Raw genomic sequence first — 16,184 nt, 5'->3', positions numbered from 1 at the left:
CTCAGAGCTTCTCGGTCTCACCACTCCTGGGTTGCCACTTCATCAGACGCTTCTCGACCAGACCGACGATGCCGTCGAGCACCAGTGCGAATGCAGTGAGCACGACGATGCCGGCGAAGACGGTGTTGACGTCGAAGGTACCTTCAGCCTGCAAGATCAAGTAGCCGACGCCACGCGCCGACCCTAGATACTCGCCCACCACCGCGCCGACGAAGGCCAGGCCCACCGAGGTGTGCAAACTGGAAAACACCCAGCTGGTTGCGCTCGGCAGGTAGACGGTGCGCAGCAACTGCCGCTGGTTGGCGCCAAGCATCCGAGCGTTGGCCAGGATCACCGGACTCACTTCGCGCACACCCTGGTACACGTTGAAGAACACGATGAAGAACACCAGCGTGACCGCCAGAGCGACCTTGCTCCAGATCCCCAGGCCCAGCCACAGCGAAAAGATCGGTGCGAGGATCACGCGTGGCATCGAGTTCGCGGCCTTGATGTACGGGTCGAGGATGAGGCTGGCGGTGGGTGCCAGCGCGAGCCACAGTCCACACGCCAGGCCAAGTGCGGTGCCGATGAAAAAGGCCAACACGGTTTCGATCAACGTGGTGCCGAGGTGCAGGTAGATGTCGGCGTTGCCTTTCAGGCCATCGGGAAAGAGCGGGTTCGCCGGCACGCTGAACGGCATGAACCAGCTCCAGATGCGCCCTGCCACCTGAATCGGTTCGCCGAGGAAGAAGGCGAACTGCTGATTGCGCGAGGCCACATGCCACGCCACGAGAATGACGACCAGCAGGGTTAGCTGCCAGAAGCGCGCGTTGCGTTCGTTCGGCTTCAAGGTCATCACGCCGCCTTCTTCAGCTGTTGAGCGTAGCCCTTGAGCACCTCGTCGCGCAGCACGTTCCATATCTGCGTGTGCAGCTCGACGAAGCGCGGGTGCGTGCGCACCTCGGCCACGTCACGCGGCCGCGCCAGGTCGATGTTGAACTCGCCGATCGGGTGTGTGGCCGGTCCGGCAGACAGCACCACGACACGGTCGCTCATCGCGATGGCTTCGTCCAGGTCGTGCGTGATGAAGAGCACCGCCTTCTTCTTGGCCGCCCACAGGGCAAGCACTTCGTTTTCCATCAGCTGTCGCGTCTGCACGTCGAGCGCGCTGAAGGGTTCGTCCATCAGGATGATGTCGGGGTCGAGCGCCAGCGTTTGCGCCAGCGCAGCACGCTTTCGCATGCCGCCGGACAACTGGTGGGGATAGCGGTCTCCAAAGCCCGAGAGACCGACGCGAGCAAGCCATGCATTGCCCTGCGACCTGGCTTCTGCATCGGGCACGCCGCGGTACTGCAGGCCGACCATCACGTTGTCGAGCGTGCTGCGCCAGGGCATCAACGCTTCGCTCTGGAACATGTAGCCGGCGCGCTTGTTGATGCCGACCAGCGGCTCGCCGAACACCTTGATGACGCCCGAAGACGGCGTCAACAACCCGGCGCCGACGTTGAGCAATGTCGATTTGCCGCAGCCGGTCGGCCCGACGACGGAGACGAATTCGCCGGCCTTGATGCGCAGCGTGGTGTCGGCCACCGCGGTGTAGCGTTGGCCCGGATCGTCCTTCGATCTGAAGGTGCAGGAGATGTCGAGAAGTTCGAGAGCGTATTCGGACATGACGGGGATTTTGGCATCGCGGTTCGCGGTGCCGACAAAGAAAAAACCCGGCCGAAGCCGGGTCGCTGGACGCTCGAAAGTCAGGCTTTGAACCTGTCCTTCGCGCGCTTGGCAAATTCGTTCGTGTACAGCTTGGCGATGTCGATCTTGTCGGCCTTGACGCTGGTGTCGAAACTGGCGATGGCGGTGAGTGCAGTCTTGGGTCCATCGGCTGGCACGATGCCGTCGATCGCGATCGATTCGCGGACCTTGTCGAACGACGCGAGATACAGCGCGCGGTCACCCAGCAGATAGGCCTCCGGCACGGTCTTGATGATGTCTCCCGGCCCGGCGGTCTGCAGCCACTTGAGGCCATGGACGATCGCATTGGCAAGCGCCTGGCAGGTGTTCGGATTCTTTTGGATGTACTCCATCGATGCATAGAGACACGCCGCGGGCATCATCCCGCCGAACACGTCCTGCGTACCCTTGAGGGTTCGCGTGTCGCTGATGATCTTCACGTCGCCCTTTTGCTCGAGCATGGTCATCACCGGATCGGTGTTGCTGATCGCGTCGATCTGGCCCGAGCGCAGCGCAGTGAGCGCGCCAGCCGCGACGCCGACGCCGATGTAGCTCACGTCGGTCGCCTTCAGGCCGCCGCGCGACAGCACGAGGTTGGCGACCATATTGGTCGACGAGCCGGGCGCAGAGACTCCGATCTTCTTGCCCTTCAGGTCGGCCAGCGTTTTGTAGTTGGGCATCGCCTTGGTCGACACGCCAACGGCAATCTGCGGCGCGCGGCCCTGCAGCACGAAGCACTGAAAGGCCTGGTTCTTTGCCTGCAGGTTGATGGTGTGCTCGAATGCGCCGGAGCAGACATCGGCAGAGCCGCCGACGACTGCCTGCAGCGCGCGTGCGCCACCTGCGAAGTCGGAGATCTCGACGTCGAGGCCCTCTGCCTTGAAGTAGCCGAGCTGCTCGGAGATGGTGAGCGGCAGGTAATAGAACGCAGCCTTGCCTCCGACGGCAATCGACACCTTCGTTTTTTCGAGTTTGGGTTGGGCGTGCAGTCGGGGCACTGCAATGGTCGCAGCGGCCAACGCGCCTGCAGAAGTGAAGAGACGGCGATTGAGCATGCAGTGAGCTTGGGGCCGGCCCTTGTCTCCTGCATCGGGAACATCCCGTGCGGGTTTTTACGTAAGCAAGAAGCTCTCTGCTGGCCGACGAAGAGAATCGCCGGGTTCACCCAAAAAGCCGAGGTCGTGCGTGCTCTAGCGCCGGTCGACCAGTGCGTGTGCGATGGTGCCGAGATCGACGTATTCCAGCTCGCTGCCTGCCGGCACGCCGCGCGCCAGCCGCGTCACGCGCAGGCCGCGTTGCTTCAACGCCTCACCGATGACGTGCGCTGTGGCCTCGCCTTCTGCCGTGAAGTTGGTCGCGAGGATCACCTCGCTCACCGTACCGTCGAGCGCGCGATCGAACAGCTTTTGCAAGCCGATGTCTTTGGGACCGATGCCATCGAGCGGACTGAGCTTGCCCATCAGCACGAAGTAATAACCACGGAAAGCGCCCGTGCGCTCCAGCGCAGCCTGGTCGGCCGGTGTTTCGACCACGCACAGCTTGGTGGCATCGCGACGCGCATCCAGACAGACGCTGCAGATGCCAGCCTCGGTGAAGGTGTTGCAACGATCGCAGTGCCGCACTTGCGTAGCCGCCTGCTGCAGGGCGCGCGCAAGCATCTGCGTGCCCTCGCGATCGTGCTGCAGCAAATGAAACGCCATGCGCGAAGCCGACTTGACGCCGACGCCCGGCAAGCGGCGCAGCGCATCGACCAGGGCGTCGAGCGAGCTGGAATCAGCCACCGATGACGTGCATCAAAACGGCAGCTTCATGCCGGGCGGCAGGCCGGGCATGCCGGCGGTGAGCTTGCCCATCTTCTGCTCGCTCATCTCTTCCGCCTTGCGCACCGCGGCGTTGAAGGCAGCGGCCACGAGGTCCTCGAGCATGTCCTTGTCGTCGGCCAGCAGGCTCGGGTCGATGGTGATGCGCTTCACGTCGTGCTTGCAGGTCATCAGCACCTTGACCAGGCCTGCGCCCGACTCGCCTTCGACCTCGATCGTGGCGAGCTCGTCTTGTGCCTTCTTGAGGTTGTCCTGCATTGCCTGCGCCTGCTTCATGAGGCCGGCAAGTTGTCCTTTGTTGAACATCGTTTGATCCTGGTGGTTGGAATGATTGAATGGATTGGATTGTGGCTATGCCGGCCGCAAGGTTCCGGGGACGATTTTCGCGTCGAAGTCGCGCATCAGCGCCTGCACATCCGGATCGCTGTTGATCGCCTCTTCAGCGGCACGCTGGCGCGCCTCCGCGACCTGTTTGTTGCGGCGCGCGGGGCTGTCGATCACCACGCCGATTTCGATGGAGATCGCCACGCCGTGGCCGAGCACAGCCAGTGCGGTCTGCAGCTTGTCGCGGGTCGATGTCTGGTTGAGCGATTCGCGCTCGACGCGCAGCAGCCACTGGTCGACGTCACGCGCGACCAGTTGCGATTGCAGTGCGAGCTCGCGGGTCAATGCGGTGACGGCTTCGGCAGCGACCATTTGCCCGACCGTGGCATGCCAGAAGTCGCCGTCTTCGCTGGAGGGGATCGGTGGCGACGACGCATTGACATCGTCGCGCGGGGTGTCGCGCTGGCTCGGTGGCGGCTGAACCCGCATCGGTACTGCGACGACGTTGGCGTTTTCATTGCCATTGCCATTGCCATTGCCATTGCCCTGCATAGCGTCGAACGACGCTGCGGGCCTTCGTTCTTCATCGCTCCGCGAGGACGAAGTCACGACGGCCAGGCGTTGACCGGGGGGCGCCACGATTGCGTTCTGCGCGGGGGAGGCTATGGGGGGTGACGCAGGCGGGTGCTCGGTCATCTGCCGTATCGGGAGCGATGTGAAAGCCCGCGCTGCCGCTAGCGTTGCCTCCACAACATCCACGGTCGCAACATTGGAGATCGAAGCTGCACGCTCTGCCGGCAACGCTTCATTCAGAGTTTTTTTTTCCACAGGCTTGAAGGCCAACAGGCGCAGCAGCACCATCGTGAGCGCCGCGTATTCGTCCGGCGCCAGCCCGAGTTCGCCGCGACCGTGCAGGCACAAGCTATAGAGCAACTGCGTTTCATCCGGCGGCATCAACGCGGCGAGGCGCACGGTCTCGGCGGCATCCGGATCGGTCGCATCGTTTACGGTCGATGCGGCGCGCGACGGAACGGCTTGAACGACAGCCATGCCTTGCAGCACCGCCGTCATTTCTTCCAGCGTGGACGCGGCTGACATGCCGTCGCGGCGCAGCGCTTCCGAAGTGTCGACCACCGTCTTGCCATCGCCCGTAGCGAGCGCCTCGATCAGCTTGAACACATGGCCGCGGTCGACACTGCCCAGCATCGTGCGCACGCCGTTTTCGAGCAGCTCGCCGTTGCCGAATGCGATCGCCTGATCGGTGAGCGACAGCGCATCGCGCATCGATCCACGGGCGGCACGGGCCAGCAAGCGCAACGCCTGCACTTCGGCCGGCACCGCTTCGGTTTGCAGCACGCCGGTCAGATGCTCCAGGATGGTTTCGGGCGCCATCGGGCGCAGGTTGAACTGCAGGCAACGCGACAGCACGGTGACCGGCACTTTCTGCGGATCGGTGGTGGCAAGCACGAACTTGAGGTATTCGGGTGGCTCTTCGAGCGTCTTGAGCATCGCGTTGAACGCGGTGTTGGTCAGCATGTGCACTTCGTCGATCATGAAGACCTTGAAGCGACCCTGCACCGGTTTGTAGACCGACTGCTCGAGAAGCGACTGGACTTCGTCGACACCACGGTTCGACGCGGCATCGAGCTCGGTGTAGTCGACGAAGCGACCGGCGTCGATGTCCTTGCAGGCCTGGCACACGCCGCACGGCGTCGCGGTGATACCACCCTGCCCGTCTGGCCCCTGGCAATTGAGCGACTTGGCCAGGATGCGGGACACGGTGGTCTTGCCGACGCCGCGGGTGCCGGTGAACAGATAGGCGTGATGCAACCGCTGTGTCGTCAGCGCATTGGCCAACGCTTGCACCACATGCTCCTGGCCGACCATTTCTTCGAAGGTCCGGGGCCGGTATTTGCGGGCGAGCACGAGATAAGACATCGAGTTATTTTAGGGCGGCACAGTGCGCGTTTCCCGAGCTACCCTCACCATGCGGCCATCTAAACCTTGCAGATGGTCCGGTGAAATCTGTGGCCTACAATAAAGGCTGACGGGCCTCCCCGCATGGTGAAGTGGCCAACCGGGTCAGGTGGGGAACCAAGCAGCCCTAACTGCGTAGTCAGTGCCGGGGGTAAGGCTCGTCAACCTCAAAAATGCCTCGAGTCCTGAGCGACTCGAGCGCTCCTTTTAGTTGTGACTGACCAACGCGCCCAGCGCAGCGGCAGCGCCACTCGCCATCGCCGCGGTCATGAGGTAGCCGCCCGTCGGTGCCTCCCAGTCGAGCATCTCGCCAGCACAAAACACGCCTGGCAGCGCCTTGACCATCAGCCGCTCGTCGAGTGCATCGAAGCGCACACCGCCGGCGCTACTGATCGCCTCGTCGATGGGCCGAGTGGCGACCAGCCGCAATGGCACGGCCTTGATCGCCGCGGCCAGTTGTTCGGGCACCTGCATCGCTTCTCGCGTCATCACTTCATGCAGTACGCCAGCCTTGATGCCGTCCAGGCCGAGGCGGCTTTTCAAATGGCTGCTGAGCGACCGTGCGCCACGCGGATGCGTTACCGCAGCCAGCACCTGGCCTGCCGTGCGATCCGGAAGCAAATCCAGGGTCAGCGTGGCGCTCCCTTCCTTCGCGATTTCATCGCGCAGCAGCGCAGAAGCCGCATAGATCAGGCTGCCTTCGATGCCGGTCGCAGTCGCGACGAATTCGCCTTTGCGGGCGAAGCGTCGGCCTTGCGAATCCGTGAACTCGATCGCGACCGACTTGAACGGCTGTCCCGCGAACCGCGTCGAAAAATACTCGCTCCAGCCAATATCGAAGCCGCAATTGGATGGCAACAGCGGCGCGACATCGACACCAAGTTCTTTCAGCCACGGCGCCCAAGCGCCATCGGAGCCCAGTCGCGACCAGCTCGCACCGCCGAGTGCCAGAACCACGGCATCGGCATGCACGGTGGTTTCGCCGCCCGGCGTTGCGAAGCGGAGCAAACCGTTTTCGTCACCGGCCCATCCCAGCCAGCGATGTCGCATATGAAACTGCACGCCCGCAGCGCGCAACCGATGCAGCCATGCGCGCAACAGCGGTGCGGCTTTCATGCTCGTCGGAAACACACGGCCCGACGTGCCGACGAAAGTCTCGACGCCGAGACCGAGCGCCCACGCGCGCAACTGCTCGGGCCCGAACGCATCGAGCATCGGTTGGAGCGCCGCGCGGCGATCACCGAAGCGGCTCGCAAAAATGTTGAAAGGCTCGGAGTGGGTCAGGTTCAAACCGCCCTTTCCCGCCAACAGAAACTTGCGACCGACCGAGGGCATCGCGTCGTACAGCTGCACTTTGGCACCAGCTGCACTCAATACCTCGGCGGCCATCAAGCCTGCAGGGCCGCCACCGATGACGACAACATTTTTTTCAACACTCATTCAAGGGATACCAGTTCGCCCTGCCCGGTGAGGAACGCGGCGCGTACCGTGACACCGGGGTTGGCGTTTTGCACGGCAACGCGGTAGCGCTGCATCTGCGCGATGAGCGAGGCATCGCGTTCGGGGTGCGCCGTGGACTTGTAGTCGAGCACCCACCAGGCACCGGTTTCTCGATGGCGCACCAGTCGGTCGATACGCAATTGCTCGCCTTCATGGACCAGAGTGACCTCGTTGCCGTGCCAGTCGATCATGCGCTCGTCCCATGCCCACGCACCCGAACCAGAACGGATGCGTTGCGCGAACGAGGCCGCGTCACGTGCCTGCGCGGCGTCGAGCATGAATTCGCGCGCTGCCGCTCTCACGTGGGCAGTGCGCAGCGGCTCGCCGGGCACGGCCCACTCGAGCAGCCGATGCATCGCCTCGCCGAACGCTGCGGCGCGCACATCGACAGCGGCAACCCGTTTGACTGTGGCGACGGCCGCATTCGCCTGCACCTGGTGTTCAATCGGAGCCTCTTTGAGCGTGAAGCTGCCCACCGTACCGACAGCGGCCATCGGCATCGCCAGCAGCTCATCTACCTCGATCGGCGTGCACCCGCGTTCGAGACGCACCCACCAGCTGCCTTCGTTCTGTCGTGCCGGCTCGACGGCCGACAGCACGAGGCGTTCGCGGGCTCGCGTGGTCGCCACATAGAGCCCATTCAGCTCTTCACGATGCCGTGCGCGTTGCTCTTCTTCGAGCAACGGGGTCGCGCAGGCCGGCGGCGACTTCTCACTGGCCGTGAAGACGAAGCGTGTCGGCTTGCTGTCGCCGCCCTTCCATTCGACCAAGACGCCCATCGTTTGCGAGCGCGGCGCAGCGGCGTCGCAGTCGAGCAGGACAACGTTGTCGGCTTCGAGGCCCTTCGCGCCGTGGACGGTCAGCAGCCTCACCGCATCGGGCGCTGTCACGGCCGGTGCACGCACGCCCCCGGCACGCAGCGCACGCACCAATCCGTAAGGCGTGGCAAACCGGGCGCCATCGATTTCAAGCGATGCTGCGAGCAGCCCGCGCAGGTTGGCGAGCACCGTCTGGCGCAACGCTGCCGGTGCCGCGGCACCGAAACGGGCCAGCACATCGCCGTCGTGATAGATCGCATCGAGCGCGTCGTGCGGCGGCAGTGTCGACAGCAAAGTCCGCCAGCGCTGCAGCCGCTCGCCGAGTGGTGCGAGTGCAGCAGGCAAGTCATCGCCCATGAGCAGCGCCAGCCACGCCATACCGGGCTGCGCGCGCTGCCGCAGTGCCAGTTGAACCAGGTCGTCGTCGCCGATGCCAAACAGCGGCGACCTGAGCGCGCGCGCCAACGAAAGATCGTGCGCCGGCGAAACCAGCACATCGACCAGCGCGACGATGTCTTGCACCTCGGGCGCATCGTGCAGTTCATTCTTCTCGGGCTGCTGGGTCGGGATGTGCAACTCGCGCAGGGCATCCTGCATTGCAGCCAGCCGGCTGCGGCGACGGGCCAGCACCATGATTTGCTTCGGCGGCGTGCCATCGGCGATGCGCTGCGCTATCCAGCGCGCGGCCTGCTCGCACTCCTTTTGCAGAAGTTGCTCTTCGGGCAGCACCCGCGGGGTCGTGAGACTGTCGCGCCAATGCAGCATGCCGTCGTCGGCCGGTGCCGCAGCGGCCGCACCGTTCACCGCATCGCGTCCGATCGGCGGCAGCTTGAGCACTTCGCCATCGTCGCGGCGCTCGGTCGTGTGCGCGCGGTAGCCATCGAACTCACCGGCCTCTTGCGCCGCGCCCATCGCCTGGTTGACGAGGCCTACAACTCCTTGCGCATTGCGATGCGTGTGATCGCAATCGAGCCGATCGCCGTCCAGCACGTCGACGACGAATGCTTTGGCAGCGATAAAGACTTGCGGCTCGGCGCGGCGAAAGCGATAGATGCTCTGCTTCGGATCACCGACGATAAAGACGCGCGGCGCACGGCCCACCGCGCCGCCATAAGCGCTCAGCCAGCTGTAGAGCGCGTGCCACTGCAGCGGGTTGGTGTCCTGGAACTCGTCGATCAGCAAATGCGCGATGCGTGCATCGAGACGCTCCTGTACCCAGCCCGACAAGGCCGACTCGCCGAGCAGCATCTGCGCGGCCTGCTCGACGTCGTTCATGTCGACCCAGCCATGCGCGCGCTTGACCGCGGCAAAGGAGGCCAGCAGCACGCGGGTGAGCCGCGTCATGCGCTGTTGGTACAGCCACGCGGCGTGTTGCGCCTCGGCGGCACACAACAACTGAAGATCGGCTTCTGCCTCTTGCGCAGCCGCGTACTTCTGCAAGTTCTTGTTGAGACGGTCTTCGGTCGCGACGAAGAATGCTTTGCGCAAGCGTGTCAGTACGCCTGGCAATGCTTCGTCTTCAAGTGGGCTCGAGCCGAACACATCGACGATGACTTCCGCGGCCTTCTGCGGAGTCTTGTTAGCTTCACGGCCCAGCGTGGCAGCGCGGGCCAACCACTGCTGCCGAACGAAGTCGCCACGCAAGCCATGTGTCGGCGCATCGAAGCCGGCCAGCGCCGGGTACAGCGTGCCGAAGTGCTGCACCGAAGACTCAGCATCGGCCAGCGCGAACTCCACGCGCCGCGTCAACGCTTCGCCCAACGCTTTCGTGGCCTGCGAACGGCCATGGGTTGCGACGACCGCGTAGTAGTCGGCGAGCGCGTCTTTGTCTTCGGTCAACGCTTCGAAGAAGGGCCGCCAGGTGTGGGCGCGCGCCTCTGCATCGTCTTCGAGCAACTCGTAGTTGGCAGGCAGCTTCAGGTCGCGCAGCACGGCCAGCGGCGCGTTGCGCAACAGGCCCGCAAACCATGCATGGAAGGTCCTGAATTGCACCGGTCGACCGCCGTCCAGCAATCGGCGATAGAGGCTTTGCAAGCGCGGCGCGGCCTCCGCAGCTTCGGCTGGTTCGACGCCGCGCACGATCAGTTCGCCCACCAGTTCTTCGGGTGTGCGCTGCGCGAAATCTTCGAGCCACTGATCGAGCCGCTCGCGCATTTCTCCAGCCGCCTTTTTGGTGAAAGTGATGGCCAGGATCTCGTGCGCTTCGCATGCGCCATCGCCGTGCTCCAGCAGGGCACGCACAATGCGCGACACCAGCATCCAGGTCTTGCCGGCACCGGCGCATGCCTCGACCGCGACCGAGCGGCGCGGGTCGCAGGCAACCGCGTAGAAGGCTTCGCGGGTGACGGGCTTGCCGTTGCGCCCGTACGCAGGCGCGCTCATGCCGCGAGCTCCCAGAAGTCTTTGCGGCAGAGGCCGCGCGCCGAACAGTGATCGCAGACCGCGCCTTCGCCAAGGGCAGGCAACGCTGCGCCCTCGGCAATCCGTGCGAAGTCGTGGATGAGCCCTGCCACCAGTGCATCGCGCGCGTCGACCACTTCGTCTTGCTCCACAGTCTGCGTGCCCGACGACTTTTCGCCGACGTTGACGTAGGCCGCGCGCAATGTGTCGTCGGCAACCAGTGCGGCGTAGAAGGCGAGCTGCGTGTCTTCGGTCGGATCTTTGATTCGATCTTTGGACTTCGCGGCCGATTCGGTTTTGTAGTCGATGACAAAGGCTCGGCCGTCGGGTGAACGATCGATTCGGTCGAGGCGGCCGACCAGTTTGAGGTTGCCCAGGCTCTGCTCCTTCCAAGGCTCAGCCTCGACGAAGACAGTGCCGTCGGCCTCGTGCTTCGTAAGCCAGGACAGGTAGCCATCACGCACGGCGGGCCATGCCGCGGCAAAGGGCAGGAACTCCGCTTCCGACAGGCCGAATTCCTGCGTGGCGCTCTTCTGGGCCGACGCGAGCATGGACTTTCGCAAAGCGAGATCGCTTGTCGGCGCCTTCTGCAGCGCTTCGTGGAAGTGCCCGAGCACCGCATGCAGCCAGTTGCCGAAGTCGCGCTTGTCGACCTCGGCATCGAGTTCGTCGGCGCTGCGCAAGCCGAGTTGCCGCATGGCAAAGAAGCGGTAAGGGCAGCGGCGAAGGTCTTCGTACACGCTGGTCGAGATGTTTTCGATGGGCAACCTGTCGCCGGTGGGCATCGGACGCAGCGTCGGGTTCAACGGCACTTCACGCACGGTGCGCGGATCGGTTGCCACGCTTGCAGCGTGATCTAACTGCAAGGCCTGCACCAGCGGACTGGGCCGCACTGGCTCCCCGCTGGCATCCGACTGGCGCCACAACAGTTCGCACGACGGATTGCGAAGGGCAGCTACCCATGCGGCACGTTGCGCCGCTTCGAGTGCTTCGCGTGAAGGCAAGCCGAGTTCGGCGCGCTGTGCTTTGCTCCAGTTGCCCGGTGGTTCGGGTGATGCGGGAAGGCGCCTATCGTCGCAGCCCGGCATCACGATGGCGCCGAATGCACGGCCCAGCAGTTGATGCAGCGGCAGCACGACGACCTGCGGCGCATGCCCACCGGTCGCTGGCTTGAAGCTGCCATCTTCGAGAACATCGCGTGCCCACGCGGTGAACTCGGCAAGCGTGTGCCGCGCGCCATCGAATTCGCCACCGTCGCTGCTTAAGTCATCGAGCCACAAAGCAGTGATTACCTTCGCGCCGGCGATGTCGGCGGCGAGTGCGTCCCATTGCCCTGCTGCTCTCAACATTTCACACAGGCTGCGGAGCCAATCGCCCAGCGGACGGGCGCGTGCCATCGGCGCGCGACGCGCCTCGATGGCTTCGGTGAAAGTGAGTAGAGCGAGATCCTGCTCGCGTTCCCTGCGCGCCAGATGGGCACACCAAGCGAGCCAGTCGCGCTGGCCTTCGCGTCGCATCCTGGCCTCCATCAATTGCAGCATCGATGAGTCTGCGGGCGACTCCGCGCTCGTGTCGGCCGCGCTCTTGAGCCAGTCGAGCACCTGATCGCTCGTCGCGTCATGTGCACAGGCACGCAGCGCGCTCATCAGCGTCGCAGCAGCGCGCGTGGTGGAAAGTTTCCACCCGGTTTCATCGTGCGTCGGCACACCCTGAGCAGCAAGTTGGGCGCCGATACGGCGCGTCAAGGCGCGGTCGGTGGCGATCAATGCGACGGGCGCGCGGCCTTCGGCCAGATGACGCAACACGCAGGCGGTGGCCAGTGCTGCTTCGTCTTCGGGGTCGAGCGCGACGTGCAACGCCGCTGCAGGTGGCACCTCTGCTCGCGCATCGGATAACGGAGCGTGTTTCAGTGACATGTGAACAGCACTGTCGCCCCATAGTGCGACGAGCTTCTGAGTCAACGGATCGGCCTGATAACCGTCGAGAACGATGAGCGCATCGACCTGCTTGCGTGCCGCATCGCTGAACAGCACATCGGTTGCGTAGGCCGACGTGGCCGCCCAGACGATGGCGATGCGAATCAGCGCGCTTTCTATCTTGAACCATTCGGACTCGTGACCTGCATCGGCAACACGATCGACACGTTGCGACCACACAGCGCGGTCTTGCGGCAACTCGGCCGCAGCCAGCGGTGCCAACTGCATCGCGAGTTCGACGACGCGGCCTGAGAGCGCAAGGCGCTCGTTGCCGAAGCCAGCTTGCATCAACAACGATTGCGCCGTGACAAGATCGCGCGCCATGTCGAACGCAATGTCGTAGCCTGTCGGCAAGAAGCCACCGGTGTCGCTCGCCCAGTTGCGGGTGGTCTCAAAGCGTGGCGCGAATCCAGCACCCGCAACCTCCGCCCACATATCGCGCGCGACCCCCATGAGCTGCGCATAGGGCACGAGCACGACCGTGCGCGCCGCATGCACTTGCCGGCTCGCCAGATGGTGCGATATGCGAGCGATGACACCGTTGGATGCGTTGCACCACAAAGCCCGAATCGGATGGACGTCGTTCATGTTTTTTTATCGGCGATTTACTGGGGTTTTGAAACGACTCGAGGTGGTCTCGGCAAGCTTTGGCTATCGTTGCCATAGCCTGGGTGCACAGCGCGCCGCTACTTGGTTTCTGTCACAATAAACCTCACTTTAGCTGTACAAAAACTCTCTCCGCGCACAAGGAAACCACATGGCCAGCGACCTCATCAAACATATCTCCGATTCTTCGTTCGAAGCCGACGTGCTCAAGTCGGGCAAACCTGTGCTGGTGGACTACTGGGCGGAATGGTGCGGTCCGTGCAAGATGATCGCGCCCATTTTGGATGAGGTGTCCGCAACCTATGAAGGCAAGCTGCAGATCGCCAAGATGAATGTGGACGAGAACCGCGACATCCCCGCCAAATTCGGTATTCGTGGCATTCCGACGCTGATGCTGTTCAAAGACGGCCAACTCGCTGCGACCAAAGTCGGCGCCATGAGCAAAGCTCAATTGACCGCTTTCATCGATCAGCAACTGGCGTGATTCTCGACGCGGGTGGCGCGCAAGGCGCTGCCCGCTTAATTTGCTGCATAATCGTCAGCGAGCGACCGGTCCGCCACGGCGCCCGGTTCGCAGGTTGAAGTTTCCCCGGTTTGTGATGCGCCTCTAGCCTCACATCAAACCCCCCCCTCTTAGTTTTCCAGTCAGATTTCCCCGCGAGGGGTCATTCCATGCACTTAAACGAACTCAAGGCACTCCACGTGTCTGAAGTCCTCAAGCAGGCCGAAGCCCTTGAGATCGAAAATGTCGGCCGCATGCGCAAGCAGGAGCTGATGTTCGCGATCATCAAGAAGCGCGCGAAGGCCGGCGAACAGGTTTTTGCCGACGGCGTCCTCGAAATCCTGCCCGACGGGTTCGGCTTCTTGCGAAGCCCGGACACCAGCTTCACCGCCAGCACCGACGACATCTACATCAGCCCGAGCCAGGTGCGGCGCTTCAACCTGCACACCGGCGACATGATCGAAGGCGAAGTGCGTACGCCCAAAGACGGCGAGCGTTACTTCGCGCTGACCAAGCTCGACAAGGTCAACGACGGCCCGCCGGAGCAAAACAAGCACAAGGTCATGTTCGAGAACTTGACGCCGCTGTTCCCCAAGGAACAGATGAAGCTCGAGCGAGACGGCGTCAAGGGCGAAGAGAACATCACCGGCCGCATCATCGACATCATCGCGCCCATCGGCCGCGGACAGCGTGCGTTGCTCGTGGCCCCGCCCAAGAGCGGCAAGACGGTGATGATGCAGCACATCGCGCACGCGATCAGCGCCAACTACCCGGACGTTCACATGATGGTGCTGCTCATCGACGAGCGCCCTGAAGAAGTGACCGAAATGCAGCGCACGGTGAAGGGCGAAGTCATTGCGTCGACCTTCGACGAACCGGCTGCGCGGCACGTGCACGTCGCCGAAATGGTGATCGAGCGCGCCAAGCGCCTGGTCGAACTCAAAAAGGATGTAGTGATCCTGCTGGACTCGATCACGCGCCTGGCACGTGCCTATAACAACGTCGTGCCGTCGTCGGGCAAGGTGCTCACCGGCGGTGTCGATTCGAACGCACTGCAACGGCCCAAGCGCTTCCTCGGCGCAGCGCGAAACGTCGAAGAAGGTGGGTCTCTGACGATCATCGGCACTGCGCTGATCGACACCGGCAGCCGCATGGACGAAGTGATTTTCGAAGAGTTCAAGGGCACCGGCAACTCCGAAATCCATCTCGACCGCCGTCTGTATGAAAAGCGCGTGTTCCCGTCGATTCAGCTGAACCGCAGCGGTACGCGACGCGAAGAACTGCTGCTCGCTCCCGAGATCCTTCAGAAGACGCGCATATTGCGTCAGCTCATGTACAACATGGACGAGATCGAGTCGATGGAGCTCATGTTGAAGAACATGAAGGCGACGAAGTCCAATGTCGAGTTTTTCGACATGATGCGTCGAGGCGGCTGATCCGCTTACACGCCCTCGCCTTCGAAGACGCCCGCTTAGCGGGCGTTTTTTATGGCCGCAGCGCCCTGCCATCCACTGCGCTTTGCCGGCCCAGGTCGAGCAACTCCATCAGCGCGACTGCTTCGGCGGGCGGCACCGGATTCGGGCCTTCGCCGAGGATCGCGTCGCGCACCGCAGCGTAATAGTCGACGTAGTTGCCGCGCCGATTCGGCTGCGTCTTGGTCTGCATCCAGCTGCCCGCAGCCATCAGCGTCAACTCGCCGAGCAGCGGATCGATGCCCCAGTCGTCACCGCCGGGTCGCAGCCCCGCGCGCAGTGCGTCTTCTTGTGAGTCGACGCCGTACTTGACGTAACTGCCGCGTGTGCCATGCATCAGGTAGCGCGGCGAAGCGTGGGCAGCGAGCGTGGTCGCATGCAGCACGACACGCAACGGCGCATGCGGACCCCGTTCATAGCGCAGCACGGCATGAAAGTAATCCTCGACCACGGCGCCCTCGCGCAACACTGCGCTGTCTAGTTGCAAGGTGTCGGGCTTGCCGAACAACTGCAACGCCTGATCCAGAAGATGCGCGCCCAGATCGACCCAAAGACCGGCGCCTGGCACGGCCCGCTCGCGCCAGCGATCACGCACCTCCGGCCGGAATCGATCGAAGTGCGATTCGAAGTACACCGGCCGCCCGAGATCGCCACTGGCCAGCAGATCGCGTAGCGTCAAAAAATCAGCATCGAAACGCCGATTTTGATAGACCGACAGGAGCACACCCTTGCGCTGTGCAAGAGCGGCAAGCTCGCGCGCTTCAGAAGCGTCCAGCGTGAACGGCTTGTCGACGACCACATGCTTGCCAGCTTCGAGCGCCGCTTTGGCGACCGGAAAGTGCTGTGCATTGGGTGTGGCGACAACGACGAGGTCGACGTCTTGCCCCGCCACCAAGGCTCCCACATCCGCGACGACCGCCGCGCCCGGCCACTCCGCTGCCACCTTGTCTCCTTGGGAACTCGCCACGGCGGCAAGTTCCATCCCGGGCACGGCCGACAGCACGGGCGCATGAAAGGTCTGGCCGGCAAAGCCGTAGCCGACGAGGCCAACACGCAGTGGTTTCAAAGTCATGGGGATG

12 protein-coding genes and 1 other RNA gene are annotated in these 16,184 nt (G+C 63.5%); 3 read left to right on the top strand and 10 right to left on the bottom strand.

All coding sequences use genetic code 11. The annotated features are described in order from the left end of the window. Position 1 precedes the first annotated feature (1 nt). The 6 genes from H7F36_RS15720 to dnaX form a co-directional block, all read right to left on the bottom strand. On the bottom strand, positions 2–835 hold the full coding sequence (locus H7F36_RS15720; RefSeq protein WP_187051695.1) for an ABC transporter permease: 834 nt from the start codon (positions 833–835) through the stop codon (positions 2–4). After that, positions 835–1,650, bottom strand: coding sequence for an ABC transporter ATP-binding protein (locus tag H7F36_RS15715; protein ID WP_187051694.1), 816 nt, complete (start codon positions 1,648–1,650; stop codon positions 835–837). The genes H7F36_RS15720 and H7F36_RS15715 overlap by 1 nt, the downstream gene beginning before the upstream one ends. 80 nt (positions 1,651–1,730) lie before the next feature. Continuing rightward, the gene (locus tag H7F36_RS15710) at positions 1,731–2,765 is read right to left on the bottom strand and encodes an ABC transporter substrate-binding protein (protein ID WP_187051693.1); all 1,035 of its coding nucleotides are present in this window, start codon (positions 2,763–2,765) and stop codon (positions 1,731–1,733) included. 135 nt (positions 2,766–2,900) lie between these two features. After that, on the bottom strand, positions 2,901–3,491 hold the full coding sequence (recR, locus tag H7F36_RS15705; RefSeq protein ID WP_187051692.1) for a recombination mediator RecR: 591 nt from the start codon (positions 3,489–3,491) through the stop codon (positions 2,901–2,903). Between the two features lie 12 nt (positions 3,492–3,503). Then, the gene (locus H7F36_RS15700) at positions 3,504–3,836 is read right to left on the bottom strand and encodes a YbaB/EbfC family nucleoid-associated protein (RefSeq protein WP_187051691.1); all 333 of its coding nucleotides are present in this window, start codon (positions 3,834–3,836) and stop codon (positions 3,504–3,506) included. Between the two features lie 45 nt (positions 3,837–3,881). Next, on the bottom strand, positions 3,882–5,792 hold the full coding sequence (dnaX, locus tag H7F36_RS15695) for a DNA polymerase III subunit gamma/tau (RefSeq protein WP_187051690.1): 1,911 nt from the start codon (positions 5,790–5,792) through the stop codon (positions 3,882–3,884). Between the two features lie 108 nt (positions 5,793–5,900). Between dnaX and ffs the strand changes: the two genes are divergently transcribed. Then, an RNA gene (ffs, locus tag H7F36_RS15690) (signal recognition particle sRNA small type) lies at positions 5,901–5,997 on the top strand. A 41-nt stretch (positions 5,998–6,038) separates the two neighbouring features. On the opposite strand, the gene H7F36_RS15685 is transcribed toward ffs, so the two are convergent. From H7F36_RS15685 to H7F36_RS15675, 3 genes are read right to left on the bottom strand one after another with little or no spacing between them, the layout of a single operon-like run. After that, a complete protein-coding gene (locus tag H7F36_RS15685; protein ID WP_187051689.1) occupies positions 6,039–7,271 on the bottom strand; it encodes a TIGR03862 family flavoprotein in 1,233 nt (410 codons plus the stop codon). Further along, positions 7,268–10,531 (bottom strand): UvrD-helicase domain-containing protein, encoded by a 3,264-nt coding sequence (locus tag H7F36_RS15680; protein WP_187051688.1) that lies wholly within the window; start codon positions 10,529–10,531, stop codon positions 7,268–7,270. Before H7F36_RS15680 ends, H7F36_RS15685 begins: the two co-directional genes overlap by 4 nt. After that, a complete protein-coding gene (locus H7F36_RS15675; protein ID WP_187051687.1) occupies positions 10,528–13,113 on the bottom strand; it encodes a PD-(D/E)XK nuclease family protein in 2,586 nt (861 codons plus the stop codon). Before H7F36_RS15675 ends, H7F36_RS15680 begins: the two co-directional genes overlap by 4 nt. A gap of 169 nt (positions 13,114–13,282) precedes the next feature. Between H7F36_RS15675 and trxA the strand changes: the two genes are divergently transcribed. Together trxA and rho are read left to right on the top strand one after the other, a co-directional pair. Beyond that, positions 13,283–13,615 carry a thioredoxin TrxA gene (gene trxA, locus H7F36_RS15670; protein WP_187051686.1) on the top strand — a complete coding sequence of 111 codons (333 nt, stop codon included), beginning with the start codon at positions 13,283–13,285 and terminating at the stop codon, positions 13,613–13,615. Positions 13,616–13,803: 188 nt separating this feature from the next. Then, positions 13,804–15,069 (top strand): transcription termination factor Rho, encoded by a 1,266-nt coding sequence (rho, locus tag H7F36_RS15665; protein WP_187051685.1) that lies wholly within the window; start codon positions 13,804–13,806, stop codon positions 15,067–15,069. Between the two features lie 49 nt (positions 15,070–15,118). On the opposite strand, the gene H7F36_RS15660 is transcribed toward rho, so the two are convergent. Next, on the bottom strand, positions 15,119–16,177 hold the full coding sequence (locus H7F36_RS15660; RefSeq protein ID WP_187051684.1) for an oxidoreductase: 1,059 nt from the start codon (positions 16,175–16,177) through the stop codon (positions 15,119–15,121). Between the last annotated feature and the right edge of the window lie 7 nt (positions 16,178–16,184).

The sequence above is a fragment of the Variovorax sp. PAMC28562 genome (genome assembly GCF_014303735.1).
Lineage (GTDB): Bacteria > Pseudomonadota > Gammaproteobacteria > Burkholderiales > Burkholderiaceae_C > Variovorax.
The sequence above is the reverse complement of the archived record's forward strand: the minus strand, read 5'-3'. Positions and strand labels throughout refer to the sequence as shown.